The organism is Aquamicrobium ahrensii, from assembly GCF_040545755.1.
GTDB lineage: Bacteria > Pseudomonadota > Alphaproteobacteria > Rhizobiales > Rhizobiaceae > Mesorhizobium > Mesorhizobium ahrensii.
The window spans coordinates 16,254-43,219 of record NZ_JBEPMN010000012.1 but is presented as its reverse complement, the minus strand read 5'-3'; the positions used below and the strand labels follow the sequence as shown (position 1 = coordinate 43,219).

Sequence of the window (26,966 nt, the reverse complement as noted above, 5' to 3'; positions counted from 1 at the left end):
GCCTGCTCAAACTTCACGGGCCGCGCGCGCCAGAGCGTGCGCGACGAGCCGGTCGATGATTTCCGGATAGCTTACGCCGCTGGCCGCCATCGCCTTGGAATACATGGAGATATCGGTAAAGCCGGGGATGGTGTTGAGCTCGTTGACGACGATGCGCCTTTCCGCCGTCAGGAAGAAGTCGGCGCGCGCCATGCCGTCGCAACCGAGCGCGCGGAAGGCGCTGGCCGCCAGCGCGCGGATTTCGTCTTCGACGCCTGCGGGCAGTTCCGCGGGAACCTTGATGGCCGCGCCTTTGGCGTCGATATATTTGGCGTCGTAGGTGTAGAAGCCGTGGCTTTCAGCCGGCACGATCTCGCCGGTGCGCGATACGAACAGGCTGCCGTCCGGCGCTTCCAGAACGCTGCATTCCACCTCGCGGCCGTCGATGAACTCTTCGGCCAGCAGCTTGGTGTCGTGCCTGAACCCTTCTTCAAGGGCTGCATTGTAGTCGCTTTCGTCCGTCACCTTGCTGACGCCGACTGACGAACCCTGCCTTGCCGGCTTGATGAACAGAGGCAGGCCCAGCCTGTCCTTCAAATCCGAAAAGGAAGGCGCGGCGTCCGGAAGAATGGTGACCGAGCGCGCCGCCGGCACGCCGGCCTCGTTGAACAGCCGCTTGGCGATGTCCTTGTCCAGCGCGTTGGCCGAGCCGATGACGCCGCAGCCGACCAGCGGCACGCGCGCCACCTGCGCAAGCCCCTGAACCGCGCCGTCTTCTCCATGCAGGCCGTGCAGCACGGGAAACAGAAGGTCGATCGTCTCCAGTTCATGCGGCGCGCCGTTTTCGGGTATAGCCAGCGCGCGGCCCTTGCCGCCGGGCAGGAGGCTGACCTCGGTTCCGGTATCGGGCTTCGCCAGAACGCCGTCTTCATAGCTGCTCAGCAGCCATTGACCCTCACGGGTGACGAAGATCGGGACGCCATCATATCTGGCAGGGTCCAGCGCGCCCATGACATTGGTGGCGGAAAGCACCGAAACGTCATGTTCGGCCGACCTACCGCCATAGAGAATCGCAATGCGCAACCTGCTGCCGGCCATGTCCTGCCTTTCACGTTGGAGAGTTCAGCCTATAGAAGTGGCGAACTGACTAAAAACAGATGAAAGAGACCGAAAAATGCCGCCACCCATCAAGGTCGAACAGGTCGCCTGCGACCCGGATTGGGCACGGCAGGCGCAGGCTGAAGCGGAACGCCTTACGGCATCAGCTGGCCCATGCCTTGTGGTTGTCCATCACATAGGCTCGACGGCGATTCCCGGCATCCGCGCCAAGCCGGTCATCGACCTTTTGCCGGTGGTGCGCAGCCTCGCCGCGTTTGACGCATACAGGCGGTCAATCGAGGCGCTCGGCTATGAGTGGTGGGGCGAATACGGGCTGCCGGGCCGACGCTATTGTACGAAGTCCGACCCGCGGACCGGACGCCGGCTGGTTCAGGCCCACTGCTACGAGCAAGGTTCGCCGGAAGTCACGCGGCATCTGGCCTTCCGGGACTATCTGCGCGTCAATCCGGATATAGCGGCGGAGTATGACCGCATGAAAGAGGCCTGCCGCGACGCGCACCCCGCGGATTCACACGCCTATTCCGACTGCAAGGATGGCTGGATCAGGCGCATTGAGGCCGACGCGCTTGTTTGGCGCAAGGTGGCCTGAAGTCCGCCGGCCACGTCAATGCGCTTCATCCCAGTTGTGGGCGGCGCGGGCGTCCACCTTGAGCGGCACCGACAGCGACCGTGCCGGCATCGGCGCGTTTTCCATCACCGCGCAGATCACCGGGATCGTCGCCCCGACCTCGTCGTCGGCCACCTCGAAGATCAGTTCGTCATGGACTTGCAGGAGCATGCGCGCCGAAAGTTTCGCCTGCGCCAGCGCCGGCTCCATGCGCACCATGGCGCGGCGGATGATGTCGGCCGCCGTGCCCTGCAGGCGGGCGTTGATCGAGGCGCGTTCGTTGAAGGCGCGCACTGAGGGATTGGGCGCGCGAATTTCCGGGTAGTGGATGCGCCGGCCGAACACGGTCTCGACATAGCCGAACTCGCGCGCATAGGCCTTGGTCTCCTCGATATAGTCGCGGATACCGGGGAAGCGCTCGAAATATTTCTTGATGTAGGCGCTGGCCTCCTCGCGCGGAATGGAAAGCTGGTTGGCGAGGCCGAAGGCCGAAATGCCGTAGATGATGCCGAAATTGATCGCCTTGGCGCGGCGGCGCACCTCCGAGGGCATGCCCTCCACCGGCACGCCGAACATTTCGGAGGCGGTGATGGCGTGGATGTCGGCCCCTTCCGCGAACGCCTGCTTGAGCTGGGGAATGTCTGCTACATGGGCGAGCACGCGCAGCTCGATCTGGCTGTAGTCGGCCGAGACCAGCTTGTAGCCCTTGTCGGCGACGAAGGCGGTTCTGATCTTGCGCCCCTCGGCGGTGCGCACCGGGATGTTCTGCAGGTTCGGGTCGGATGACGAAAGCCGGCCGGTGGTGGTTGCGGCCAGCGCGAAACTGGTGTGCACGCGGCTGGTCCCAGGGTGGATATAGCCGGGCAGAGCGTCGGTATAGGTCGATTTCAGCTTGGTGAGCTGACGCCAGTCCACGATCTTGCGTGGCAGTTCGTGGCCTTCCGCCGCCAGATCTTCCAGAAGCTGGGCGGAGGTCGACCATTGGCCGGTCTTGGTTTTCGTTCCGCCGGGCAACCCCATGCGCCCGAACAATATATCGCCCAGTTGCTTGGGCGAGCCGATATTGATGCGCTCGCCGATCAGGCCATAGATTTCTTCCTCGATCGCCGCCGCACCCTGCGCCAGCTCGCCGGAAAGCCGCGACAATATCTGCCGGTCGACCGACACGCCGCGCTGTTCCATGCGCGCCAGCACCGGAATGAGCGGGCGCTCCAGCCGCTCATAGACGGAAACCAGACCCTTGGCGGCAAGGCGGGGCTTCAGCACCTGCCACAGCCGCAGCGTCACATCGGCGTCCTCGCCGGCGTAGCGGGTGGCCTTGTCGATCGCCACCTTCTCGAAGCCGATGAAGCTTTTGCCGGTGCCGGCCACCTCTCCGAACTGGATGGTCTTGTGGCCGAGCCATTTTTCGGAGAGCGAATCCATGCCGTGGCCGCGCGCCGCGCCACCGTCCAGCACGTAGGAGATCAGCATCGTGTCGTCGCAGGGAGCGATATCGACGCCATAACGGCTCATGACCACGAGATCGTATTTGAGGTTCTGCGCCACTTTCAGCACGGAAGGCGCTTCCATCAGCCGCTTCAGCTCCGCCAGCGCCTCGCGCACCGGCAGTTGCCCTTCGACGGGCCCGCCGCCAAGCAGGTCGCCCGCCCCCTCCTTGTGGCCGAGCGGCACATAGGCGGCACGGCCGGGCCTTGTGGCCAGCGAAAAGCCGACCAGTTCGGCCTGCATCGGATCGAGCGAGGTGGTTTCGGTGTCGAAGGCGACGACGCCGGCCTCGAAGGCCTCCTCGATCCAGTTCTTCAGCGTCCCCAGGTCGCGAATGGTTTCGTAGGCGTCGACGTCGATCTTCTCTCCCGTCGCCGCCTCGGCCCGCAGCGCGGAGAGCAGGGAAGGGGTGTCGCCTTCGTCCTTCGCCGGAGCCGCTTCGGCCCCGTCCTCGTCCACTCCCCCCGGCGGCAGGGTCTCCATGTCCGGTCCGTGCGCGGCGTCGGCGCGCTCGACCGGAACCTCGGCCGGTTCGACCGCGGAGGCGTCCGTCCCGGTCGCCTCGGCGACGCGGCGGGTCAGGGTGGTGAACTCCATCGCCTTGAGGAAGGCGACCAGTCTCGGGCCGTCAGAGGGTTCGAGCGCGAAATCGTCCGGCATCTCGGTCACGGGAACGTCGCGCTTCAGCGTCACCAGCTCCCGCGATATGCGGGCCTTGTCGGCATGTTCGATGATGGATTCACGCCGTTTCTGCTGCTTGATCTCGCCGGCGCGGGAAAGCAGCGTGTCGAGGTCGCCGAACTGTTCCAGAAGCTGCGCGGCGGTCTTGGGTCCGATGCCGGGAACGCCGGGAATGTTGTCGATCGAGTCGCCGGTCAGCGCCTGGAGATCGATCATCTTTTCCGGCGGCACGCCCCACCTCTCGATCACTTCGGGAATGCCGACCTGACGGTCCTTCATCGGATCGTACATGGAGACGGCGGGACTGACGATCTGCATCAGGTCCTTGTCGGAGGAAATGATGGTGGCGTCGGCGCCGGCTTCTTCGGCCATACGGCAATAGGTGGCGATCAGGTCGTCGGCTTCGTAGCCTTCCATCTCCACGCAAGGCAGGTGGAAGGCGCGGGTAGCGTGCCGGATCAGACCGAATTGCGGGATCAGATCTTCCGGCGGCGCCGAGCGGTTCGCCTTGTATTCCGGGTACAGCTCATTGCGGAAGGTCTTCGAGGAATAGTCGAAGATGACGGCGAAGTGAGTGGGCGTGACGCCGACATCGGTGTCGCGCGCATCGCGCATCAGCTTCCACACCATGTTGCAGAAGCCCAGCACCGCATTGGTGGGAAGCCCGTCCGACTTGCGGTTGAGCGGCGGCAACGCGTGATAGGCGCGGAAAATGTAGCCGGAGCCGTCGACAAGGAAGAGATGATCGCCTTTTTTCATGGCGAATGGATAGCGTGGCAGGCCGCCGGGGTCCATCGCAAAGGCGGATTATACCCTGCCGGAGGCGTGTCTTCCTGACATGAAAACCGCATCACGCCTATGTTACAAAGATGTAATCTTTGTGCCCTTGAATCGCCATCTTCCAATCCACAGATAGCAGTCATCGGCAGTTTTCGCCGACGTCCGGAACCAAGGCCCGTCCCCCGCCTTTCCCGGACAAACGCGGCAGCCTATCCCCCTCTCCAGGCTGCCGCGCCGTTTGAAGCAAGCCGCCGTGGTTCCCCCTCCGCCACGGCGGCACTTTTTTTGTGCTTCAGCCGGATTTCCTCCGGCTTGTGGCGGCAACAACCGTCTTTCCGTTTCGTTCCGACGGCTTTAGGCTGCGCGCAGAATCGAAAGGCCCGATATCCATGTCCAAACTTTCCCCCGTTCTCGACCGCATCGATCAGTCGCTCGACGACAGTCTCGACCGGCTTTTTTCGCTGCTGCGCATCCGTTCGATCTCCACCGACCCCGAATTCGCCGCCGACTGCCGCAAGGGTGCGGAATGGCTGGTGGAGGATCTGAAAAACATCGGCTTCGATGCGTCGGTGCGCGATACGCCCGGCCACCCGATGGTGGTCGCCCATCATGACGGACCGGAAGGCAGCCCGCATGTGCTGTTCTACGGCCACTATGACGTGCAGCCGGTCGATCCGCTGGAGCTTTGGCATGACGATCCTTTCGCGCCGGCGCTGAAGGAAACCGAGCCCGGCCGCAAGGTCATCACCGGACGCGGCTCGGCCGACGACAAGGGCCAGCTCATGACCTTCGTGGAAGCCTGCCGCGCCTGGAAGGCGGTGCATGGCGGCCTGCCGTGCCGCATCACGCTTCTGTTCGAAGGCGAGGAGGAAAGCGGTTCGCCTTCGCTCAAGCCCTTCCTTGAAGCCAACGCCGAGGAACTGAAGGCCGATTTCGCGCTGGTGTGCGACACCGGCATGTGGGACCGGGACACGCCGGCGATCTGCACGGCGCTGCGCGGGCTGGTGGGCGAGGAAGTGGTCGTCCATGCCGCCGACCGCGACCTGCATTCGGGCGAGTTCGGCGGCGCGGCCGCCAACCCGATCCGCATACTTGCGCGGGTTCTCGCCGATATTCATGACGAGAACGGCCGCGTGAGCATCCCCGGCTTCTATGACGGGGTTGAGGAAACGCCCTCCCAGGTGCTGAAGTCGTGGGAGGCCCTTGGCGAGACGGCGGAGTTGTTCCTTGGGCAGGTCGGCCTGTCGGTCCCCTCGGGCGAGAAGGGACGCTCCGTTCTGGAACTGGTATGGGCGCGCCCGACGGCCGAGTTCAATGGTGTCATCGGCGGCTATACAGGCAAGGGCTTCAAGACGGTCATCGCATCCGAGGCCTCGGCCAAGGTGTCGTTTCGCCTGGTCGGTAAGCAGGATCCGGTAAAAATTCGCGCCGCTTTCCGCAAATTCGTCGAGGAACGCATTCCTGTCGACTGTTCGGTCGCGTTCCATGAACATGGCGGTTCGCCCGCCATCCAGCTTTCCTACGACTCGCCGTTCCTCAGCAAGGCCAAGGAGGCCCTGTCCGACGAATGGTCGAAGCCGGCGGCAATGATCGCGATGGGCGGGTCGATCCCGATCGTCGGCGATTTCCAGACCTATCTCGGCATGGAGTCGCTGCTGGTCGGTTTCGGTCTCTCCGACGACCGCATCCATTCGCCCAATGAGAAGTACGAGCTGTCGTCCTTCCACAAGGGTCAGCGTTCCTGGGCGCGCATCCTTAACGCGCTGACGAAGTGAGGGCGGCATGAGCACTATCCGTTTCCATAAGGGCGATCTGCCCGATCTCGCCCACTACAATGTTGACGCCGTCGCCATCGACACCGAGACGCTCGGCCTCAATCCGCATCGCGACCGCCTGTGCGTGGTGCAGATTTCACCGGGCGACGGCTCCGCGGACGTGATCCAGATCGCGGCCGGCCAGAAGGAGGCGCCGAACCTCGTGAGCCTTTTGCGTGACGCCGGCGTCACCAAACTGTTTCACTATGCGCGTTTCGATCTGGCGGTGCTCTACAACGCCTTCGGCGTCATGGCCGAGCCGGTGTTCTGCACCAAGATCGCCTCGCGGCTCACCCGCACCTATACCGACCGTCACGGGCTGAAGGACATCTGCAACGAGTTGCTGGGCGTCAGCATCTCCAAGCAGCAGCAGTCTTCGGACTGGGCGGCGGAAGTGCTGTCGCCTGAGCAGCTCGAATATGCGGCCTCGGACGTGCTCTATCTGCACCGCCTGCGCGATGTGCTGGCGGGCCGGCTTGAGCGTGACGGTCGCGTCGCGGAAGCCGAGGCCTGCTTCCGCTTCCTGCCGACCCGATCGAAGCTCGACCTGATGGGCTGGGAAGAGACGGATATCTTCGCCCACAGCTAGAGCATCGGACCGAAAAGTATACGCGAATTTCGGATTGGTCCGACGATCCGTCGAAGTGTTGGAGCGCCCTTTTCACGTCCGCGAGGACGCATGGCGCTCCAGGCCGGAACCGTTGACGGCGCAGGCGCGTTGCACGTCCGTCGCCTCTCACAAGACGACTGAACAGAAAGGATGGATCATGGCTGAGCGGGAACCGATCTCGACCGCACCGAAGGATGGCTCGCGCGTCACCGTCTACTGGACCGACAGCGACGGTGTCATGAACGAATCCCTCGCCCGCTGGGACGCCGGGGACAAGGCATGGTGGGCTTATACGGATTCCAGGACCCAGAAGAAGATCGAACCGACCAGCTGGCGCCCGCAAGCGACGGATGACGACGGCGACGAGGAAGAAGAATAGCGCTTCGGACTTGACGCTTTTCCGCCCCGCCCAATGTAACGGCTGGCGGCGGTGTGCGTATTCCCATACCCTGCATTTGTTGAAACCCGAGGTTGATTCGGGGCGCGGCGCTCCGACTCGACCATTTCTCATGGAGGGAATGTCATGGGTGCGGAAGGTCTTATCATCTTTCTCATTGTTGGAGCCATCGCCGGCTGGCTCGCGGGCCTGATCGTCAAGGGCTACGGTTTTGGTCTGCTTGGCAATATCGTGGTTGGCATTGTGGGTGCGTTCATCGCCGGCTGGCTGTTGCCGCGGGTCGGTCTCTACATCGGTGGCGACATCATCGGCAGCATCATCAACGCCGTGATCGGTGCGGTGATTCTGTTGCTGCTGATCCGTCTTGTGAAAACAGCCTGAGCCGGATCGGGAGAGCGTGCCTGTGAACAAGAATACGCTTTATCTCCTCATCGGCGCGCTTGTCGTCGTCGTCATAGGGTTGGGTGTCTACGTTTATCGTGAGGAGTCGAAGCCGAGCGGCGTCGAACTCAAGATTGACGAAAGCGGCGTTTCCATCGAGCAGAACTGAAAATACGCCGCCCGCGACCATGAAAGTCGCCGGGCGGCGCTTGCTTCGGGAGCCGCGTGCCGGACTGGCTGTCCGGTTCGCTGCTCAGGTCGCCGTGCGGCGCATGGTCGAGCGCGAGGTCGCCACAAGTGGGGACGGACCGCTGTCGACCAGCAAGCCGGTGATACGTGCAAACCCCGAAAACGATTTGCGTGCTTCCTCGGCGCTCATCTGCGCCGCCATCGCCGCCGCGCAGCAATTCAGCGCGCAACGGTAGACCGGGCCGCGCCGGCCTATCGGCCATTCGCGCAAAAAGGCGAGAGCTTCGGCGACATTTTCGATGTCATGAACAGCCTGCCCGCGCCCGAGCGAGACGCGGACAGGCGAAAAGAACTGCAGGCGATCCATCGGCAACCTCCCTCGACATCATCCACTGGTGGAGAATTTACCTTAAACGCAGAAAAGCGCATCCGGTTCCGCCGACAAGCCTTCGTGACGACAAATATGCCGTCGGCCGCAGGAATGGACCAGGCGGGTTGACCTGCATCAAGGTGACGGCCGGTGCGTTGATGTGAACTGCTTTCGTGTTTCTGACGGCGGCTTGCGCCACCGGGATCATCATTGTCCGTTTGGCCTGAATCACTTGCAGGCCGTGTGCGGCTCTGGTTTCCTTAACCGGACACAACAAGAGGTCGAACCATGTACACCCACATCCTCATCGCCACTGACGGATCCGAACTCGCCCGGAAGGGCGTCGATCATGGGCTCTCGCTGGCCAAGGCGCTTTCTGCCAAGGTCACTTTCGTGATGGTGACCGAGCCCTTCCCGGTCGCGGCGGGCGCGACCGCCTCTGGCTGGGTGGCCGGGCCAAACGATATTTCCCGCTACGAGGAAGGGCAGAAGGAATTCGCCGCCGGGATTCTGGAAAACGCCCGGTCCGCCGCCGACAAGATGGGCGTCCAGGCCGATGTCGAGCATCTGGCCGACCGCTGGCCGGCCGATGCGATCATCGAAGTCGCCGAAGAGAAAGGCGCCAATCTGATCGTCATGGCCTCGCATGGACGCCGTGGTCTTGGCCGCCTGTTGCTCGGCAGCCAGACGGTGGAAGTGCTGACCCACTCAAAGGTGCCTGTCCTGGTCGTACGCTGAGGCCGACACCTGCCTGGCATGTATTGCTGCGGTGGGCGGGTATCTTCCGGACCGGCGTTCTGGTGGACGCCGGTCAGGCAGAGTCAGCCATTGGCCTTATGTCGCGAAATCCCTTACACTGCCGGCACAAGGAGAATGGATTGACCAAGAATTTCAGTGTGCGGGCAAGCAAAACCCGGCTGCTCAAGAAGATCAGACAGGAAAAGGCGTTTCTGTCGAGCATAAACAGCGGCTGGACGAGAGTGCAGCGTCGGGAGCCAGGTCAGCTTCAGTGGACGGATTATACGGCTACCGAGGCGCAGAGATCAGCCGAAACCATTGCGGCCCTGAAGGATATACTGGCGGGGATGGAAACAGGAGATCGTCCGCCTGAACCGGCGACACGAGCTTCTGACGTCGGCCCCATCTCATGGAGGCGGGCGGCAGGTCCACGGCAGGGCGCGGAATAGACAGTAGCAAAAACCCCTCGAATGGAGGGCATGGTACGACCCTATTCGGGTTTTTGGTCTGAAACGCAAAAGAGCCCGTCACCCTTGCGGGTGACGGGTCTGGATGGGCGCAGGCTCACCGCAAGGTCTTAGTCGAGCCACTGCTGTCGACCGTACCAGTCGTCAACATCGCTACGAACACGGTCTTTCTCCAGACCATACCGTTCCTGAATTTTGCCTTCGAGTTGATCGCGCTTGCCGGCGATCACATCAAGATCGTCATCCGTGAGCTTACCCCACTGTTCTTTCACCTTGCCCTTGAGCTGCTTCCAGTTTCCTTCGACGCGGTTCCAGTCCATTTTTGACCTCCTGTGTATTTGCGTACAGTTAGCCAACGCATCAGAGCGGGAATGGTTCGCCGTGGCGACTTTCAAGACGGAGGGTCAGACGCCCGATGACTGTCGGAACTCTTCGGGATTGTCAGCAGTTTTGAGTTATCGACCGCATATGGTTAGGTGGTCCCGCCACAGATAGAAGGAAGCACTATGTCCATTAGCCGCAGACAGGAAGATCGCGCTCTCGACAAGGCCGAACAGGAACTTGTGTCCGGCACCCGTCATCCCGCATTGCAGGATCTGGCGGACAAGGATCTTTCCAACCTGATCAAATTGGTCCGCGAACGCCGCGACAAGGCCCGTGGCGAAGTGCAGCGCCGCAGGCGAGAGATGCGAGGGAAAGTTGCTCCAAAGGGAACTGAGGCGGCGACTTCCGCAACCGGGAACAACATAAAGCTTGAGGTGTTGTCAGCCGCCGTCCGTCGCCTGAATGCAGAGCGTTCCCGGCGTGAGCGCATGGCCGCCCAAATGTCGCAGGCGGAGCTTTCGCGCCGTGCTCTCCAACTCAAGCAGAAGTCGTCTGACGACGACATTCCATTCAACACGCGTCACGCGCACAAGGGCATGCGTAAAGCCGCCTCGGAGCGACCCAAAAACCTTATCCGGCCAATGGAACTCGGACGCCAGCGGAAAGCTGCGGCGGTCGCGCAGGCAAAAAGGGACAGTCAACGCCCGTAAAGCCGGCGCACCTCGGCTCGGCAAGATGTGAATCTGTGGCCATCTATTCCGAGGTCGAACGCCGTTGCAGAGGGTTGTGGAAACATTTGAAGGCATGGCGCGGCCTGCCCCTTTGGCCCGAGCGAAAGCCACAATTGCCAGGCCATGACCAGGCGGTGATGCGCGCCGCCGGTAACTTCGCCCAAACGATTGAAAATGCTGCATATTGATTTTCCCCGAATTAACCGGCCCTTAAAGGCAAGCTATTGAAATCATTGCCTGCTGTTACCGCTGTTTGAGCAAGTGCCAAGAGAACTGTCTCCCCACCGGCTGGAGAAGATGTCATGTCCAACAACGTCCAACCTCAGACCAAGCGGCCAAAGCTGATTGTCGTCGTGGCATTCGACCGTGGGGAAGATGGCGAACTGTTCCCCGCGTTTGGCCCAGCCGATCAGCAAAGTGAAGATCGTGCGGTTCGCACTGCCAAAGCTCTTGTCGACAAGCACGCCGGCGTCATCGCTTGGAGCCGTGAGGCCAATCCCGACATTGGGGAGTATGGTCCGCCAACCACGCTGTTCGTCAGCGGCGATGTGCCGGATATGGAGTGATCATCAGGAACAGTGGTGACCGCATGGCGGATGCCGGCAGTGCGGGACAACAGGGCCGCAGGAAAAAGTGCCCCCTGTCGATTCCCCAGAACAGAGCGGGATAAATAGGCACCGAACTTGATCAGTATAGCTAAACAAGCCCGCCACCCTTTCGGATGACGGGCTTATTATCGGGTGAATAACGATTATTTCTGTCCACCCTTGCGGCCGGCTTCCGAAGCTCGTTCCCGGTCTTCTGCGAAATTGCCCTTGCCGCCACGATGATTGTCGGCAGACTTCTTATTGTCTGATGCATGCTGCTGTTTGTTATCGTCGCTCTTGTGGCTTTGCTGGCCCGCTTTCCCATGCTGCTCGTGAGTTCCGCCTTGGTTCGGCATGATGCTTCTCCTGGTTGGTGCCGCCGAGCTTCATTGCCCAGCGCTACACAACCGAAGCGAACAGGAGGCGTTCCTTCACGTAACATATCGTGACAATTGTTCAGCCCAGGGGTTATGAAATGCAGGCATGATCGCCGCAGCGAGTCGTAGGAGAGTAACGTGCTATTGCATCAAAGGGGCGTCGACGTATTGCTGAAAGTCATGGACGCGTCGGACCACATAGACCAGTTCGACGCAAACCAGACGCAAGCGTTGCTAAGGGATGTGGCGGATGTGTTGGCCGCTATCCTGGAACGAGACGCTCGGCACATCGTCCAAGAGAACAATCCCAACCATCTATAGATAACCTTGCAGGAACCGAATCTCATGAAACTGTCCGCTTCTCTTGGGAACCCTGCGCCAAAGCATTCGTTATATTAGACGCTGAAGTTGCGTCAACCGGGCTCGGTGGTATGGCAAACAGCAGAATTTTCCCGGTTTCCTCTGCTGGCTAACGAATTGGCAGACGAGTGTCTATCCCGCCCGGCTTCAGCGTTTTAGCGTGTTGGCTTGTGCGGAACATCTTCGTTGGAGCAACGCAATATGAAAACCGCAATCCACGTAATGATAGTTGCCTTCGCGGTCGCCGTCATTGGCGCGCTTGTGGCTGTTGCCGTTCCCTTGGCAGAAGTGGATCCCAGTCCTACGGATTCCGTGACGGTAGAGTGAGTTGGCGCAGAAAAGCCCGCCACCCTTGCGGATGACGGGCCTGTCGCCTGAGACACGCCCGCGAACGGACGCGCTTGTTAAATGGTTCCGTCGCGCTAAGTTCCGGTTAAGGCAACCCATATCTTTTTACCAAATGCGACTGCCAGCCCTCCGACAGAGGCAGCGGCGAAACTCACCAGCATAAGAGCCCCAACGCCGCGTTCCCGCCAGCGCGAGAACTCAGCCACTGGTTCCTCGACCTTCTCAAGTCGCTTGTCGATGCTCTCGACCTTCCGGTCAGTGCCTTCAGTACGCCGCTCGATCTTCTCCAGCCGTTCATACTGCTGTTTTCGGTCCTGTCGGGCCTTGTCCTGATCGGCAATGATCAGATCGAGCTTGCCCTCGATCCTGCCGATGGCCCGGTCCTGGCTGGCGTCGTTCATTCCTGACTTTCCTTCCCGTGCCTCGCGCAGTCCTGCTTGCTCCACACACCGCCAGCGCAAAGCCCGACAACAGTGCGGTCGATCTTGCGTTGATCGGCAGCAGATGCCCCGCGCGCACCAACGAGATCGGTCCCGACCACCTGGCTAAGGCCCTTCACATTTGCCGGCGCTGAAGTTCCACATCCCGCCAGCATCGATGCACTTGTCATAAGCGCTGCGAGCGCCATCAGCCGAATTGCGTGCCGCATCGTTCTGCCTTTCGATTTTCGTGGTGACGGATCGTGCGCCGTCTTCCCGGATGACGTAGACGAGCGCGATAACCGCGAGGATCACCGCGCCCACGAGGATCAGACGGAAAGTCATGCCAGAGCCCCGCGAATATCGCGGATGACTTCCCCGATCTGACTGCGAAGAAGCACAAGGATAAGGATCACCGCGATAAGAACGGCCCCGCCCGCGAGGACGGCCTGCCAGTCGGCGCCAAGGAACGCGCTGAGACCAAGGCCCGCCACACCACCGCCACCGGTCAGCTTGGTCCACCAGTCTACCTTTTCCTTTACCTTGGTCTCGACGGCTTCGGGGATGGTAGGAATCTCCACCTCGATCTCTCGCTCGAAGGTCTCGACCTCACGGTAAGGGTTCGCGCCAGACAGGGCCTTGTGCAGGGCCATGCGGGTTTTCTCCCCCGCAATGCCGTCGGCCATACCGGCTTCGGGATGGTTCTGCTGGAAGCGCTTCACTTCCGCTGGGCCGTATCCAAGCAGAACCAGCGCAGCGCGCACATACCAGTTCACGCGGTCGGCGAAGCCATTGAGCCCGCCATTCACCCGGCGCGTAATCATCTCGATGTTGTTGTCGTCGGCGTAGCGGTTGAGGCTGCGACCTTCCGGGTTGCCGGCATCCCAATACCAGATCGGACCAAGTCCTTCCCACGGATCGGTCACGACCGCATCGGGGGTCGTTTCGAAGTTCGGGGCCTTGGGATCGATCTTCTTCGCCCATTTCGTGAAGGCGCGATAGTTGGTCCGGCCGGTGATCTGGATCGGGCCGCGTCCACGGTATCGGGAGCCGTCGCCCTTCTGGACATTTCCGAGATCGGCGCGGCCCTCGTAGCGCTTCTGCGCCGGCGTCGGACCCCATATCTCGCGGTCGTAGTTGAAGGCCCCGCTCTCGTGGAGGATTTGAGCGAGGAACTGCGCGAGACGGTGCGGCTGGGAAAGACCGGCCTGCAAGCCATAGGCCGCCAGCCCTTCGGCCAGGCTATTCGCATTGGCCTTCTGCTTGGCCGACAGTTTGCCGACGATCCGTTCGATTTGCGCAAGCGTGATCGCCGCGCCGGAGGGCACGGTTCTGTCCATGTCAGTTCCTTTCAAGGTCGTAAGGGGGGTTGGGCGTCTATGTTGTCGGCACGCCACAGTTGCAGCCAAAAGATGCAGCCATACCGCTTCCGGAGAATGATTCAGTTGACGAGCTTGCCGCCGCGATGTTGGCTTTTTTGTCAGGTTTCCTGGGGGCACATCATGAAGAAGCTTTTTCTTGCAGCCGCGCTTAGCGCGCTCACCTTCTCGGCTGCGCAGGCGGCTGATGCGGTTGTCTACGAACCGGTCTCGGAAGCGCCGATTGCCGCCTCTTTCGATTGGACGGGCGCATATATCGGGGCGCATGTTGGTTATGGATGGGCAGATGTTGATCGTTTAGCAATCACTGGTATTGCCAATAGCTACGACGCCAACGGCTTTCTTGCCGGTGTTCACATCGGCTATAATCATCAGATCGATCAATTCGTCGTTGGTATCGAAGGCGACATTGAGTGGGCCGACCTTGATGGTGACGATAATGGTTTCGGCGGCACGGTCGATGAGACGGACTTCAATTGGACCGGATCAGTCAGGGCTCGCCTCGGATATGCGTTTGACCGGCTGTTGGTTTACGGAACAGGCGGCATTGCCTTTGCCAGCATCGACCAGAACAACATTGGCGGCGTGCCTGAGAGCATCAAGAAAACCTATACAGGCTGGACGGTTGGAGCAGGCGCTGAATATGCGTTCACGGATAATCTGACGACCAGGATCGAGTATCGATACTCAGATTTTGGCACAAAGTATTTTGCGCCAGCAGGATTAAACTCCTTTGAAAACGATATCACCAGTCATTCAGTTCGGCTCGGCATCTCCTACAGATTCTGATCATCCCGTTCGACATTTTCCGAAGGCTCCGCCACGCGCGGGGCCTTTTCTTTTGCGCCGATTGTAAGATCAGATTTTCATGTGCCCGAGGGCCGGGGAACAAATGTGAGCCATTTCACATTGTTAGTCCGGCTGCACACGTGGCCATCCAGGAATCACTTCTGCTGGTGTACCCGCGACGAAGGGTGCGCCAGATTCTTTCGAATTTGCGGGGGCAAGACATGGAAATCTACATCGAACCGGCCAAGCGGGCCGGCAGGCGAAAACGAATCCGGAATGCGGCGCTTTTACCAGCCGAGGTAACCGCCTACCGAGACGGGATATGCTTGACGGTGGAGGCCGCAGGCATCTACGACAACTCCACCTATCGCTATACGATCAACCTTTCTCCAGAGAATTTGGCCCTGATCTACGGCACATGGGACAAGTGCTGACCGCCCGATTGCCAGTTCAGATTTGCAGGCTACAATGCACCGGCCGTCCTTACGAGGGGACGGCAGGGTCGGCGCGCTCCCCGCCCCCAAGCGAGAGCGCGTCGGCCCATCTCCGCAGAATAGTCGACGTCTTTAGCTGCGCCTTTTTAGGTTGTGGACCGTCAATTTCCACAATAAGTTGCTTCCCGGCGATAGTGGGGGCTGCACGAAATGGGAACGTGCAAGAGATGCGGCGATCTAGGCCGCGTGTTCAGTTGCGAAAGGTGGCCAGGCTGCGGATGCCCCGATGGCACCATTGCCAGCGATTGTCCTGGCTACTCTCTCCCCTGTCCCGTATGCGCGCAGGTGGACGTGGATAACTCCCAAACGATCTTCCGCGAGCGCAAAATGAGGCAGTGACCGATACCGTCTTTGCATCAAATATCCAACTGACCTTGCCCGGTTCTCTTTCTTGAGGCGACCAAGTATCGGCCCGCTTAAATCCCCGGAGAAGACTAAGCCGCATGCAGGACATCAAGCAAAAGCTGCACCAAATCACCGGCTCGCTGGATCAACCGTCCGCGCACATCGGAACTCTGATCGACGACGCGGTCGAAGGCGACCTCCATTCAGCTATGGGATTGCTTGCCACGATCCTCCCCGGCTGGAGCATTGGCGACGGCCTCGATCAGCCGGTCGGCAGAATTGTTGCAAAGCTGTATTCACCAACCGGCTCGATCGTTGAGGGCGAAGGTTCGACGTTCGCCGGGGCCGTCCTTGAAGCCATCGTTCGGTCTGCGGAATAACCCAAGCCGGCGCTCCCTATCGAGATCCAGGTGGCTTTGGATGCGGCATCCAATGGGTGGGGGTCGTACCGCGAGGTAAGTTCTCATTGAGCGTGACCCAGACCCAATCCGGCGTCTCCATCAGCCACGCTAAAGTTTTCGTTTCATTGCCGTCTAAAGACCAGTATCGGCGCTTTCCGAAATAGCAATCGGGCCAGCGCTCCCCGTTGGCCCATAGATCGATGACGGTTCCGTCTCGCGGCGCTGAATCGATCGTTCTCCAGCCCATTGGCACTCCCTTTCATCGGGTCCCCACTTGCCGCAGGACCGCCGCATTGGTCAAGCGCCGCCCTCTCTGATTGAAACGTGTACAGCTCTGCCTATAATGCGTCTGGGTATTGGGCTTTGGTGGGCTAATAGCGTGCAAACGAATAACTTCGCGTCGTCGCAACTTGGCGACGATATCGCCTCATATATGCGCTCGGAAATCGCACGGATCATCTATTTCAGGCTTGGCGGACAAGTTGCGGGCCAGCACGTGGATGAGAAAGCCTGGGAAACCGCCCTTGTGGGGTGGTCAGAAAATCCGGCTGCTTTTGCGATTGTCGAAGTCTGTCTTGATTCGGCGGACGAAATCCTGAAATATTTTCGGCAAAACACCCACAGCGACAATTTGCACTCGTCTGCCCGCTCCTGAATAAGCGTCGGGGATTTTTATGCTTGAAACGGAACAGGCGTGCCTGTAGCCAGTGTGAAGCGGCCATTCGTGGCTGTAGGGCCGGTATTGACGCTCCCCGCTGATATGCCGGCCCGTCTGCTTCGAGAGGCCTTCCAGTGACGCTCTGGCAAGAAGTTTTTCTGGTTGCTGCGTTTTTGGTGGTCGCACCACCAATTACCTTTTTGGCAGCCTATTGGCTGGTTAGGCTCCAACGCCCCAAATCTACAGACCTCTAAAGGTTTGACTTTCGTCGGCCTACCGCGCACTCGACAGTTCGTCACGCTAGCGACACGCGATATCCTCGCATTCACCGCCACGCCTCCAGGCTCGGCACCACGCCGTAATAGCGTCCCTCGCCCATGGGCAGCAGGCCGGGCGTGACGGTGAGGGCGGCGAGATAGAAGACCGCGCCCGGCGTGGCGAAGAGCTGGTGGATCAGATTGTCGTATCCATTGAATTGACGCGGATCATAGGCGACCCGGCGCGTCACCTGCCGCCATCCGTCGGCGGGCAAAATCTGCTGTGCCCCCGTATAATGCTGGCCGTCCAGGTAAAGCCAGTTCGGCGTGGCTGGAATCCCGCAGCCTAGGCTGCCCGACTTCACCAGCACATGATAGTTGATCGTCAATTCCGGCGGCAAAGGCAGTTGCGGGATCGCAAATGGCAGATAGTGCGAAACGCCGTTGATGGTGCGCGCCGTGCCGGTGCCAGCGCCGGCCGTGATCTGCATCAGGTAGAACTCGACGCCATAGCGCCGGTAGCTCGCATCTTTCAGCTTCGAGATCAGGGCGTCGACATCTGCGTCGAGATCGCCGAAGCTGCCGCCATAGGTGGTGTTGTCGTAGATGTGTTTCGGACCCGCGCTCACGGTCGCGCCGTTGGCCGGCTGGATGTAGGCCGGGGCGGCGAAGCTGGTCACCCTCGCGCCCTGCGGCTCGGGGCTGCCGGCGAAGCGCCCGGCGTCCTTGAGCAGGTTGAAGCTGTTGGCGACGGGCGGCTCATCTCTGCCGATCTTCGATGCCAGAGCATCCGGCAAGCCCGCAATTGCCACGCGCTCTGCGGCTGTCATGATCTTGGCGTCGCCGTCCTCAGCCATGTTGCGCATCGAAAAGGCATCGGCAGCTTTGTTGCTTGGATCGTAGACCTCGGCCAACATATCGCCAGTTCCGTCACCGGATGCACCTCGGATATTAGCCGCATCCTCGATAGTTTCGACAAAGCCGGACGAGCCTACATATTGACCCGCCGCAGGCTTGCCACCATTGCCGCCCGTCCAGTCGATGACCTGCTGCACATATCGCGCGCCGTCTGCGACCACAGCGATAACCGGAGTCCAGCCTTTTGACCCGGCCGGGCTGGGAATAGCGCTATCCGCCCCCGGCTCGCCTCTCAGTTCATAAGGCCCCAGCCACACACCGCCCTCACGGAAATACAATTCCGCCGGCTCGTCGACCTCGACGCGCAGCCAGCAATAGTCGTCATTCGGCATTGGGCTGAGCGCATCACGCTGGGCGAGCGTGCCGCGACCGTCCGGGACGACGCCCACACCCCATGGGGTCTGCGCCAGCTTGCCGAGGCGGTCCACGGTCCATGTAGCCGCGCGCGCCGTCGCTTCGGATGATGTGCGCGCAATTGCATATTGCTTGCCGCTGCCGTTCGCACCCGGCCACGCATAGGCCAACGTCAGGTGCGTGTCGTCCTCGACGGAGAGGATCGGTATGGACAGGCCGTCGCAGGAAAACACGCCGCCCTCGACCAGCGCCACGGCCCAGCCGGTCAGATTGCCCTCGACAATAGAGAGCCCGCCCGACACGCTCACCGTGCCGGTGTTGTAAATAAGTGAGTTCATGGATTGGCTATCCTGTCGTCTGAGAATTCATCGAAACACCCACACGCCGGAGTCGCACTTGATGGAGATACTGCCATTCGACGAGCCGGCTAATGCGCCACCCCAATCTGTCCATATGTCGTAGCGTATTGTAGTCTCGCCGAGAGTGCCGCCTCTCATGCGGTTCTCTGATATTTTTACCGTCTGGTTTGTGGTGACCTGCGCATAGGCAACTTGCTCACCTGATGTCGGATTAACACCGTCACCGTTTCGGGTAAGCACTAACCTCCCGTTCACAGCGCCGGTCCCGCTTCGAATGGAGATGACCTCGATATCGATAAATTCGATGCACGGCTTATCAGCCGGCTTATCTACGATGACCGTCCCGCGATTTGTCAACGCGTCATTCGCCGATGACCCGTTGGGAAAATAGTGGTAAAATGAATACTGGATCGGCTCGAAACGCGAGAACGTGTCGACATCGATCAGATCCTCGATGACTGAGCCATTCTGAAGAATGAGCGCGGCATCGAACTTGCCGATGACTTCGATCTCATCTGCGATAAGCTGCTTGAGCCTCACCTGGTCCAGATAGGCGACCCCATCCTCGAAGACGATTGGACGGGCGGTGTCCGAGCCGTCCGTGAAGATGAACTGGTTTGCGAGAAAAAGCTGCCGCGAGAACGGCTTCAGCGGATCGCCACCCTCGAATCCGACCTCAACAACCGTTCCGGCCTCAACCCAATCGTCATCAATCGTGGCGCGCACCATATCGACAAGGCGCGCGACGACATCGCCAGAGCCCGCAACCACCTCAATCTTGCGCAGACCATCGGCGGAGATGTCGCCAACCGATGCCTGCACTGCGTCAAGGATCGAGGCGACTGCCATGAGATTACCGTCTTCATCACTGATTGCCGCCGTCATCTCTCGCAAGGCAACCGCCGTCGCGTTCTGAAACCGCCGGGCGACGCTATGGCGCTCAACGCTGGCCCCCGTCGCATCGGCCGTGCCGGCGGCGAGGATTTCGAGGCGGTCGCGCAATTCGGCCTGCTCGGCGCGGAGGCTCTGAAGCGTCTGGTATACGTCCTGCCCGACGTTTCGCAGATAAGCGGTAACCGCCATCGCGCCAGTTGCCGTCGAGGTCGTTGCCCAGCCGGTCCATGTTTTGAACCGATCCGGCACCGTGACGATGGTCGCACGAGCGATGTAGATTTCGCCCGGCACCACGTTTTCGCCTGTGACGAACTCGCCGCTTTCGACATCCGCGGTCTCGGCCGTGAACTTCTGAGTGCCGCCTTCAATGCCGTATTCGAAACGGACCATGGTGATGGTCGGGTCTTCCGGCGGCTCCCACGTCATGCGCAGGACCGGCTTTTCGTAACCATCTGCACCGGTGATCATCCCGGCATCCACATCAAAACCGGCAACCGTCGTCAAAAGGCTCGGGTTGATTGGAGGTGTCGGCGGAACAACGATCGGGCCGGGCTCGATACCGGCGGTTGAATAGACATCGCTGCCGGTCTCCGCCAGCGTCAGCGTGAACTCCAGACTGGAATCCATCTGCCAGCCGGTGATAAGCCAGGTCAGCCCGGCATAGGTGATCCAGTTGCCTTCCTCGACGTCGAAACCGACACGTCGCGATACCGGGATGGTAGCCGATCCACCCTTGCGGTTCTGGCGATACCTGATCTGCAACAGGTATTGCGCGATATCGGGATCGGTGACCTGAAGGAAATCGTTCGAGGTTTGCCGCATCCGCCCGTCGGCAACCACATCGGCGTTGATCGTGACTGGCTTCAAGCTCTCCGGGTTCCAGTTCGCCTCCCTGGAAATGAACTGTCCGCCAATGCTGTTGTAGAGTTCGAAGGCCGATTTCCGGCGCTTGATCTGCACGGCGCGGCCCGCATCGATATCGTCCGGCCCGATATCCATCACCGGAATTTGCGGCGCACCGGCGATCACTCCAGAGAGGCCACGGCGGTTCATGCCGTAGCCAGCTATGGCGTCATCGAACTCTTTCAGGACTTCGGTATGGTCATCCTCGCCGGTGACCAGCAGCGATGCCCGATACGTGGGCTTGCCGTTGCGCAGCGCATCACAGGCGTTCATCGCCGCTAAGTAGGAGCCGAGATCCAGTTGGCCGCGGCTCTTGCCTTCACCGATCAGCGTGCGGCCGGATACCTGCCCACGAAGGCCGAGCTGATAGTTGAGGCGCTGGAGGGCCGGGTTCTCCGAAAACTCCCACGTTGATGGCTCGTTGATCCGGTGCGATCCGGAACCGCCGGCAACCGTGCTGTCCTGGCGCGGATCATACAGGCGGAGACCGCGAAGAATGAACTCGAACTCGGGGATGCCATGTTCGAATTGTTCGTCGTATTTCCGCTCGACCACGACATAGGTCATGCCGGCGCAGACGGAAGTCGCCTTCCACCGCTGGCCGATGTTCGCGGTATCGGCGACGAGCTTGGTATCCGGCCCCTGTTCCGGCCGCCCGTCGTAAAACCGGATCGAGATGAGATTGCCGAAATCACCGACACCATAGTGTGCGACTTCGTTGCCGATGATCGGGCGAGGTATCAGCGCATGCTTCTTGCCATAGAAGTAGATTTCCGGCTCCAGCCCATCGCACCAGCCATTGGAGAGGACGAAAACGTCTGCGTTGTAGGCGTTCCCCTTGCCCCATTTCGCATAATAGATGTGGTGGCCCTGCACCTTGCCGGTGCCGTACAGTCCCCAGACAGGGACACGCGCGCCGTATTCCTTCTGCCCCTGGACAGCCGAATAGGTCCGCTTCTTGGGCCGATTCAGATAGGAAAGCGCGAGCTGGGCGCCGAACGCCAAAACGCCGCCAATAATGTTCGCGGCCAGCACCGATCCAGCAAAAAGCACTCCAGCAATGGCAGTGCCAATAGCGGTGAAAATCATCTGAAGCTACCTGATCAGGTGCGGAAAGCTGCCTTGACGGCGCTCAGATCGTGAAGCGACCTGCCGCGTTCGGTCTTGGTGATGAACTTGGCGCCGACGCAGACGCCCACATGCTCGCCATCGGCAAGCTGGAGGATGACGAGATCGCCGAATTGCGCCTCGCCGGGCGCGCACGGCTCCAGATGGACGGCGACCAGTTCGGCCAGGCTCTTGAATCCGCGCTTGCGCATGGCGCGCTGGGCACCCATCAACGTCTTGTAGGAGCCGGAATAGGTCTTCACCATCTTCCTCGCCGGGTCGAAGGCATCCGCGATCCGGCAGCCGAAAAAGAAGCAATCTGCCGTGCCATAGACATACGGCTTCGTCAGTTCGGCCTCGATGATCAGATGGGCGATCTCGAACCGGGTCTTAGCCACTGCGCTGCCCCCACTCGACCGGGACTGTCTGCACGACAGACGCATATTCCAAGCAAGTATCGGTCGGATCGTTGTCGAACTGCTGTTCTTCCTGCGCGCGCATCACGAGCGTTTCGCCGCGCGCCGAGCGGCCGGGCGGTTCCAGTTCGATGATGATGGTCAGGGCGCTTTCGCCGCTATCATCGGCCGCGCCTTCCTCGTATCGAACCTCGTTGATCTCGTAGATCGAGGAAGCGAGGACACCCAGAACCGCATTGGTTTCCGGAACGCCGGCCAGATGCGAGATGATCACCGGGGCATTGGTGTAGGACAGCGATTCCAGAATGTTGATCAGATCGTTCGGATCATCGGTCGGGATATTCGAGAAGACGACCTCGCGGGCCGAAACCGCGACTCCCAGATCGCCGCGCATCTCCCCCATGTCGAGCCAGCGGTTCGGAAGATAGGTCAGCCCGTTATAGGTGTAGGGCCGGCCGCCCATGTGGTAGCCCACAGGATCGCGGCCCGGCAGGTCGAACCGGATCAGGTCGAGCGCTGCGATCTGGCCGCTTTCAAGCGCGGCGTCAACGGCAGGGTCAAGAGCCATAGAAGAATACCTCCTGGGCGGAGAATGAAACCGGCCGCTCGCCCGAAACAGGCTTGCCCATATCCCAGGATGATGGATCGACCTGCATCAGGCAGAACGGCTTTTCGAAATGAACGACAGACGCCGTGGTGAAATGCTGAGTATCGAGCGGGTGAAGGATGTCGAGCGTGACAACGCCACCGCTGTCAGCCATCGCCGGCGCTGTGATCCGATGGAGCGAGACCACCAGCGTCGCCATGGCGAGGCATAGGTAATCGCCAATCGACAGCCGAAATCCTGCCGGAAGGCCGCCAACCCTCACCTTGGTGGGGCTGATGATCTCGACGAGTGTCGCAGAGCCATTGAATGCCCCGCCGCCTGCCTTTGTGCCTGATAGCGGCTGACCGTCGTGTTTGTCATGAGCGATCGGCCGGGCACGCATCGGATCGTAGGCACGGAAAACGCCGCCACCGTCCATCTGCATGCGGAACGCGTCCATCAGGCCGAAATCCTCATAGGTGAGGTGGACGGACTGAAAGGAAGCTGTCCAGTAGGGCGCGCCTTGAAGCAGCCGCTCGGTACGGCGACCGCGCATCTGGTTACTGCGCGCCGGCCGGATGGGAGCGAATGCACCATCCTTCCAGCCGCGGATGGAAGGCAGGTCGAGAACTGGAATGCTCACCTTGGATTCCCGCCATTGTTGTAGAGCTTCTGGCGGGCCTTGTTGTTGGCCTGCACGACAGAAACTGCCGCATCGCGACCGGCCGTTTTTGCAATTGCGCCCAACATGCCATCGTCATTGACGAAGACCTCGACCGCAACGCTTACGGCACCGCCCCGGCCGCCCTCCAACGTCTGGCCCGGCTTGGTGATATCGACGCGCTCGTTTGGGGATTTGCGGAACATGACGAGCTGGCTGTCGATACCGCCATATCCGCCCGGCATGATCGTGCCTCCGCTGGCAAAATTGGGAACGCGAAGACCGGCCCACGGGTCGGAGCCGCCGAACAAGCTCCCGCCAATGCTGCCCAACAGAGCCTGAAATGCGCGGTTCATCGCCATGCTGGCGAGTTGCGAAAGGAGGTCCTTCAAGACATCGATCGCCTTCTTGGACCTGTCGATCAGCCCTTGCATGGCCGAGCCAAAAGACTGCGCAATCGTTTGGCCGATTTGCTGGAACACGCTCTCGGTCTTCAATCCGGCTTTCTCGGCCTGTTCGAAGGCATCCTGCGCCTGGATCACAGCGCGGTTGTAGGTGTCCTGGTTGATTGCGCCAGCGGCCAGCAATTCGTTCAGCCTGGCAATCTGGGCCTGATACTGTTCGAGCGGCGTGCGGGTTGCTTCGAAGATGCGGGCGGCTTCGGACTGCATCTCCTTCATTTTGTCGGCGGCGCTCTTGGCGGCAGTGCCGACCCTGCCGAAACTATCGACAGCTTCATCGGACCATCCCAGATAGCTGCCAAACATCTTGGCGCTCTCCGAGTTCGCCTCATTAACGTCGGCTACTAGATCTTTCAGCTTTTGCCCCAGCCCCTCCATGCTGCTTCGCATATCTTCCGGAAGCGCATCCAGCACCGCCTGTCCGACGCTTTTTAATTTTTCAACCAGAACATCATAGGTTCCAGTCACTTTGGCGATCACTCCCGCAAGCAGCGCGAGAGTGGTAATTTTCACGCGAGTGATGCTCGTCAACAACAGCATGGCCTTTGAGGCAATGCCAACTGTTCTACCGAGCGTGAGCATCGCGCCGCCCACCGCTGCGACATAGGTGACTATCTTCGCAGCGACGAAGACCTTGAACAGATCGACAAGGTGGTCGAGGTTATCGAGAACGAAGCCGATGCCGCGCGCGAGCAGATTCATGCCGCCACTCAGAGCATTGACCACGCCGTCCATAACCTGACCGTTCACCGAAATATCGAGAATGCGAGCGGCAAGGTTCTCGAATGCAGGGAGGATGCCTGCGAAGACACGGTTCTTGAAACCTTCCGCGGTCTTGGAGATCAACGACAGGCTATCATTGAATCGCTGCGAAGACCGAACGGCATCTTCCGACAGGACGATACCAAGCTGTTGCGCCTGTTCACGAAACTGCTTTACGCCGGCCGATCCATTCTCAAACATCTTCACCATGGCCGCGCCATCGGTGTCGAACATTTTGAACGCAAGGCGCAGCCGATTGGCGGGGTCTTTAATCTTCCCCATCGCGTCCGCGACATCGTTGAAGATATCCTCGGAGTTACGCATCCGCTTCTGATTATCGGTCAGGCTGACGCCCAATTCCTTGAATGCGTCCTTTGCCGCGCCAGTCCCCCGCGCAGCTTCTGACGAGCGACGAATGAAGCGTCGAAAAGCAACATCGAAGTTCTGAACCGCAACGCCGCTCATATCGGCGGCATGGCGAAGCTCCTGTAGGCTTTCAACCGGAAGGCCAAGGCGGTCGGCCACATCCCCCATTTTGGCGGCGCTGGATGCTGTCATCTTGACGAATGCGCCGATACCGGCCACCGCGCCGCTTATGGCGAGGCCGATCTTCGCGCCGAAGGCTGCTGCCTCCTTCGCCATTGCGTCCATGTTTTTGGATACACTTGCCAAGCCAGTCTGAAACTGGGCACTATCCAGCCCCATATTCACACGCAGGTTGCCGATTACGCTACCTTTTGCCATGTTTTTTACTTTCAACGGAGTGGGGGAATGAACAGGTTTTTGGCAGAGACGCTGTCTCTACTGAACGCGATAATCGCAGTTCTCATCGTCGTTGCCGGGGTTGGCGTGGGCTACCAAGCTACCGGTGGCGCAATATCAGGCATGTTCGCTGGGGCAGTTGCGGGCGCGTTGGTGGCGGAACTCGCCTGCGGGACCATCGCTTATCTTGTCCTAATAGAGCGCCACCTATCCAAGATCGCCTCCGATGACGTATCGCAGAGGGCAGCCGGCCCTTCACGCTTAACGCGGCAAGAGCCGGTAATGTGAATAGCTAACACCGACCCATCGTCGTTGCCGCCGTCCACAGATGCGCCATGGAGATCATCTCGTTAGGCGTCATCCGGCGACGCTTGAGCGGCTTGCCCGACTGCATCGACTTCAGCGTCGGCAGCTTCTTCGTCCGGGCCAGCGCTTCGATGTGCCAGGCCACCCAGGCCCGGCCGTCTTGCTCGCGGGTCAATCTGGCGGCTGCTCCCTTCAGGATAATGCTGATTTCGCGCAAGGTGAGACGCCAGAACAAAGCCGGGTCTTGATCGGCGGTAGCCCATATTTCCAGCAGCGACAGCACGTCTATGCGCGCTTCGCCGCCTTCCGAGGGTTTGCCTTGTCTTCCGCCTCCGGGAAGGCCAGCGCGAACGCCTTGCCGATGGCCTCCATGACAGTGGGGATGCCGGCCTCTGATGCGATCTGGCCGGCTTCCTTCACCGAAACGCTATCATGATGGTCTTGCAAGGCAGCCCATACCACTGTGCGGATCATGGACATGCGGATGCTGCCGGCGTCGTTCATCCCATCGGCAATTTTGCTTACGGGCATGTTGAGCGCGTCTTCCAGCTCGCAGATCGCGTTGACCGAGAACGACAGCCTGTACTCGCGATCGCCCACCGGCAGGGCGACTTCACCACGGTTCGGATTGGCCATGATTATGCGGCCTCCACGTCAGCGGTGGGCTGGCTGGCGGCCGTCGCCGTGCCTGCCGCATTGGTGGCGGTGACCTCGACCGTCACCGGTTTGCCGACATCGCCGACCACCGGCGTGTAGGTCTTGGCAGTCGCGCCGGCCTTGTTCGTGCCGTCCACTTTCCACTGATAGGTGTAGGTCGCCGCGACCGACCATTGACCTTCCCATGCAGTCAGCACCTGTCCGACCTTGGCAAGGCCCGCAACGGCAGGAGGCACAGCATTGACCGGAGCGGCCGCCGGCGTGGCAACCGTCGAGCCGGAGACCTTGAAACTCACCGACGCGGTGAGCTTATCTTCTGTGGGGATCGCGGGCTCATAGCTTTCGATCTGCCCGGAAAACTGCCATGTGACCGCGTTCGGGAAGGTGATACGGCACAGAACCTGCTCGCCAGTTCCCCGGATTTCCTGAATCTTCAGATCGGATGGGGAGCCGGGCACAAAGTTCATTTCGAACGCGGCCGAGCCCGGATCGGACAGACCGGCAATGAATTCGCGCCTGCGGTTCGGCGACTGCATATGCGTCACGTCCACCTGGTCGACAGTATCGCTGGGCGGCGTGATGTCATAGACCTCGCCCATTGTGATCCACGATGCGCCATTGTCCTGGCTGATGTCGAAGAGCGTGCTGTAGCCGATCATTGCGTCAGACATTGTCTTGCCTCATGCGGAAAAGGCCGCGCTGGGCGGCTGGTTGAAATCAGGATTGCGGAA

At 60.5% G+C, this 26,966-nt stretch carries 32 protein-coding genes; 14 read left to right on the top strand and 18 right to left on the bottom strand.

Annotated features, from left to right (window positions below):
• Positions 1-6: 6 nt before the first annotated feature.
• On the bottom strand, positions 7-1,077 hold the full coding sequence (locus ABID44_RS14240; protein WP_354152385.1) for a D-alanine--D-alanine ligase family protein: 1,071 nt from the start codon (positions 1,075-1,077) through the stop codon (positions 7-9).
• Between the two features lie 76 nt (positions 1,078-1,153).
• On the opposite strand from ABID44_RS14240, the gene ABID44_RS14235 reads away from it, so the two are divergent.
• A complete protein-coding gene (locus tag ABID44_RS14235) occupies positions 1,154-1,687 on the top strand; it encodes a GrpB family protein (protein WP_354152384.1) in 534 nt (177 codons plus the stop codon).
• Between the two features lie 15 nt (positions 1,688-1,702).
• Here the strand turns inward: ABID44_RS14235 and polA are convergent, their stop codons facing one another.
• Positions 1,703-4,633 carry a DNA polymerase I gene (gene polA, locus ABID44_RS14230; protein ID WP_354152383.1) on the bottom strand — a complete coding sequence of 977 codons (2,931 nt, stop codon included), beginning with the start codon at positions 4,631-4,633 and terminating at the stop codon, positions 1,703-1,705.
• 410 nt (positions 4,634-5,043) lie between these two features.
• Between polA and ABID44_RS14225 the strand changes: the two genes are divergently transcribed.
• The 5 genes from ABID44_RS14225 to ABID44_RS14205 all read left to right on the top strand — a co-directional run bounded on the left by ABID44_RS14225 (position 5,044) and on the right by ABID44_RS14205 (position 8,025).
• Positions 5,044-6,429, top strand: coding sequence for a M20/M25/M40 family metallo-hydrolase (locus tag ABID44_RS14225; RefSeq protein ID WP_354152382.1), 1,386 nt, complete (start codon positions 5,044-5,046; stop codon positions 6,427-6,429).
• Positions 6,430-6,436: 7 nt separating this feature from the next.
• Positions 6,437-7,057, top strand: a complete 621-nt coding sequence (locus tag ABID44_RS14220) for a ribonuclease D (RefSeq protein WP_354152381.1) — start codon at positions 6,437-6,439, stop codon at positions 7,055-7,057.
• A 178-nt stretch (positions 7,058-7,235) separates the two neighbouring features.
• Positions 7,236-7,457: a hypothetical protein gene (locus ABID44_RS14215; protein WP_354152380.1), complete on the top strand. Its 222-nt coding sequence runs from the start codon at positions 7,236-7,238 to the stop codon at positions 7,455-7,457.
• 144 nt (positions 7,458-7,601) lie between these two features.
• Positions 7,602-7,856 carry a GlsB/YeaQ/YmgE family stress response membrane protein gene (locus tag ABID44_RS14210; RefSeq protein WP_354152379.1) on the top strand — a complete coding sequence of 85 codons (255 nt, stop codon included), beginning with the start codon at positions 7,602-7,604 and terminating at the stop codon, positions 7,854-7,856.
• Positions 7,857-7,878: 22 nt separating this feature from the next.
• Entirely contained in the window at positions 7,879-8,025 is a 147-nt protein-coding gene (locus tag ABID44_RS14205) for a hypothetical protein (RefSeq protein WP_354152378.1), read from the top strand.
• Between the two features lie 84 nt (positions 8,026-8,109).
• Here ABID44_RS14205 and ABID44_RS14200 read toward each other — a convergent pair whose 3' ends face one another.
• Positions 8,110-8,412, bottom strand: coding sequence for a DUF982 domain-containing protein (locus ABID44_RS14200; RefSeq protein WP_354152377.1), 303 nt, complete (start codon positions 8,410-8,412; stop codon positions 8,110-8,112).
• A gap of 291 nt (positions 8,413-8,703) precedes the next feature.
• On the opposite strand from ABID44_RS14200, the gene ABID44_RS14195 reads away from it, so the two are divergent.
• Positions 8,704-9,153 (top strand): universal stress protein, encoded by a 450-nt coding sequence (locus tag ABID44_RS14195; RefSeq protein ID WP_354152376.1) that lies wholly within the window; start codon positions 8,704-8,706, stop codon positions 9,151-9,153.
• Positions 9,154-9,730: 577 nt separating this feature from the next.
• Here ABID44_RS14195 and ABID44_RS14190 read toward each other — a convergent pair.
• Positions 9,731-9,940, bottom strand: a complete 210-nt coding sequence (locus tag ABID44_RS14190) for a CsbD family protein (protein WP_354152375.1) — start codon at positions 9,938-9,940, stop codon at positions 9,731-9,733.
• Positions 9,941-10,183: 243 nt separating this feature from the next.
• Here ABID44_RS14190 and ABID44_RS14185 point away from each other — a divergent pair, with 243 nt between their 5' ends.
• Positions 10,184-10,654, top strand: coding sequence for a hypothetical protein (locus ABID44_RS14185; protein WP_354152374.1), 471 nt, complete (start codon positions 10,184-10,186; stop codon positions 10,652-10,654).
• Positions 10,655-10,977: 323 nt separating this feature from the next.
• Positions 10,978-11,241 (top strand): hypothetical protein, encoded by a 264-nt coding sequence (locus ABID44_RS14180; RefSeq protein ID WP_354152373.1) that lies wholly within the window; start codon positions 10,978-10,980, stop codon positions 11,239-11,241.
• 185 nt (positions 11,242-11,426) lie between these two features.
• Here ABID44_RS14180 and ABID44_RS14175 read toward each other — a convergent pair whose 3' ends face one another.
• The 5 genes from ABID44_RS14175 to ABID44_RS14155 all read right to left on the bottom strand — a co-directional run bounded on the left by ABID44_RS14175 (position 11,427) and on the right by ABID44_RS14155 (position 14,106).
• Positions 11,427-11,618, bottom strand: coding sequence for a KGG domain-containing protein (locus ABID44_RS14175; protein ID WP_354152372.1), 192 nt, complete (start codon positions 11,616-11,618; stop codon positions 11,427-11,429).
• Positions 11,619-12,421: 803 nt separating this feature from the next.
• A complete protein-coding gene (locus tag ABID44_RS14170) occupies positions 12,422-12,748 on the bottom strand; it encodes a hypothetical protein (protein ID WP_354152371.1) in 327 nt (108 codons plus the stop codon).
• Positions 12,745-12,975, bottom strand: coding sequence for a hypothetical protein (locus ABID44_RS14165; RefSeq protein WP_354152370.1), 231 nt, complete (start codon positions 12,973-12,975; stop codon positions 12,745-12,747). The genes ABID44_RS14170 and ABID44_RS14165 overlap by 4 nt, the downstream gene beginning before the upstream one ends.
• Positions 12,893-13,111 carry a hypothetical protein gene (locus ABID44_RS14160; RefSeq protein WP_354152369.1) on the bottom strand — a complete coding sequence of 73 codons (219 nt, stop codon included), beginning with the start codon at positions 13,109-13,111 and terminating at the stop codon, positions 12,893-12,895. The genes ABID44_RS14165 and ABID44_RS14160 overlap by 83 nt, the downstream gene beginning before the upstream one ends.
• Positions 13,108-14,106, bottom strand: a complete 999-nt coding sequence (locus ABID44_RS14155) for a glycoside hydrolase family 19 protein (protein WP_354152368.1) — start codon at positions 14,104-14,106, stop codon at positions 13,108-13,110. Before ABID44_RS14155 ends, ABID44_RS14160 begins: the two co-directional genes overlap by 4 nt.
• Positions 14,107-14,268: 162 nt before the next feature.
• On the opposite strand from ABID44_RS14155, the gene ABID44_RS14150 reads away from it, so the two are divergent.
• From ABID44_RS14150 to ABID44_RS14135, 4 genes are all read left to right on the top strand, one after another.
• Entirely contained in the window at positions 14,269-14,934 is a 666-nt protein-coding gene (locus tag ABID44_RS14150) for an outer membrane protein (protein ID WP_354152367.1), read from the top strand.
• A 221-nt stretch (positions 14,935-15,155) separates the two neighbouring features.
• Positions 15,156-15,368 carry a hypothetical protein gene (locus ABID44_RS14145; protein ID WP_354152366.1) on the top strand — a complete coding sequence of 71 codons (213 nt, stop codon included), beginning with the start codon at positions 15,156-15,158 and terminating at the stop codon, positions 15,366-15,368.
• Positions 15,369-15,871: 503 nt separating this feature from the next.
• On the top strand, positions 15,872-16,153 hold the full coding sequence (locus ABID44_RS14140) for a hypothetical protein (protein ID WP_354152365.1): 282 nt from the start codon (positions 15,872-15,874) through the stop codon (positions 16,151-16,153).
• A 400-nt stretch (positions 16,154-16,553) separates the two neighbouring features.
• Positions 16,554-16,829 carry a hypothetical protein gene (locus ABID44_RS14135; protein WP_354152364.1) on the top strand — a complete coding sequence of 92 codons (276 nt, stop codon included), beginning with the start codon at positions 16,554-16,556 and terminating at the stop codon, positions 16,827-16,829.
• 328 nt (positions 16,830-17,157) lie between these two features.
• Here ABID44_RS14135 and ABID44_RS14130 read toward each other — a convergent pair whose 3' ends face one another.
• Genes ABID44_RS14130 through ABID44_RS14105 form a run of 6 tightly spaced genes read right to left on the bottom strand, consistent with a single transcriptional unit; the run spans position 17,158 to position 25,254 of the window.
• Positions 17,158-18,699 (bottom strand): hypothetical protein, encoded by a 1,542-nt coding sequence (locus tag ABID44_RS14130; protein ID WP_354152363.1) that lies wholly within the window; start codon positions 18,697-18,699, stop codon positions 17,158-17,160.
• 27 nt (positions 18,700-18,726) lie between these two features.
• Positions 18,727-21,606, bottom strand: a complete 2,880-nt coding sequence (locus ABID44_RS14125) for a phage tail protein (protein WP_354152362.1) — start codon at positions 21,604-21,606, stop codon at positions 18,727-18,729.
• Positions 21,607-21,620: 14 nt separating this feature from the next.
• A complete protein-coding gene (locus ABID44_RS14120; protein WP_354152361.1) occupies positions 21,621-22,022 on the bottom strand; it encodes a DUF6950 family protein in 402 nt (133 codons plus the stop codon).
• Positions 22,015-22,608 (bottom strand): DUF2163 domain-containing protein, encoded by a 594-nt coding sequence (locus tag ABID44_RS14115; protein WP_354152360.1) that lies wholly within the window; start codon positions 22,606-22,608, stop codon positions 22,015-22,017. Before ABID44_RS14115 ends, ABID44_RS14120 begins: the two co-directional genes overlap by 8 nt.
• A complete protein-coding gene (locus ABID44_RS14110; RefSeq protein ID WP_354152359.1) occupies positions 22,598-23,269 on the bottom strand; it encodes a hypothetical protein in 672 nt (223 codons plus the stop codon). Before ABID44_RS14110 ends, ABID44_RS14115 begins: the two co-directional genes overlap by 11 nt.
• A complete protein-coding gene (locus ABID44_RS14105; protein WP_354152358.1) occupies positions 23,266-25,254 on the bottom strand; it encodes a phage tail tape measure protein in 1,989 nt (662 codons plus the stop codon). The genes ABID44_RS14110 and ABID44_RS14105 overlap by 4 nt, the downstream gene beginning before the upstream one ends.
• Positions 25,255-25,281: 27 nt before the next feature.
• Between ABID44_RS14105 and ABID44_RS14100 the strand changes: the two genes are divergently transcribed.
• Positions 25,282-25,560, top strand: coding sequence for a hypothetical protein (locus ABID44_RS14100; protein ID WP_354152357.1), 279 nt, complete (start codon positions 25,282-25,284; stop codon positions 25,558-25,560).
• A gap of 4 nt (positions 25,561-25,564) precedes the next feature.
• Here the strand turns inward: ABID44_RS14100 and ABID44_RS14095 are convergent, their stop codons facing one another.
• The 3 genes from ABID44_RS14095 to ABID44_RS14085 are packed head-to-tail and all read right to left on the bottom strand — an operon-like array spanning position 25,565 to position 26,906.
• On the bottom strand, positions 25,565-25,861 hold the full coding sequence (locus ABID44_RS14095) for a hypothetical protein (protein WP_354152356.1): 297 nt from the start codon (positions 25,859-25,861) through the stop codon (positions 25,565-25,567).
• 2 nt (positions 25,862-25,863) lie between these two features.
• On the bottom strand, positions 25,864-26,214 hold the full coding sequence (locus ABID44_RS14090; protein WP_354152355.1) for a GTA-gp10 family protein: 351 nt from the start codon (positions 26,212-26,214) through the stop codon (positions 25,864-25,866).
• Between the two features lie 2 nt (positions 26,215-26,216).
• A complete protein-coding gene (locus ABID44_RS14085) occupies positions 26,217-26,906 on the bottom strand; it encodes a phage tail tube protein (RefSeq protein ID WP_354152354.1) in 690 nt (229 codons plus the stop codon).
• Positions 26,907-26,966: the final 60 nt, after the last annotated feature.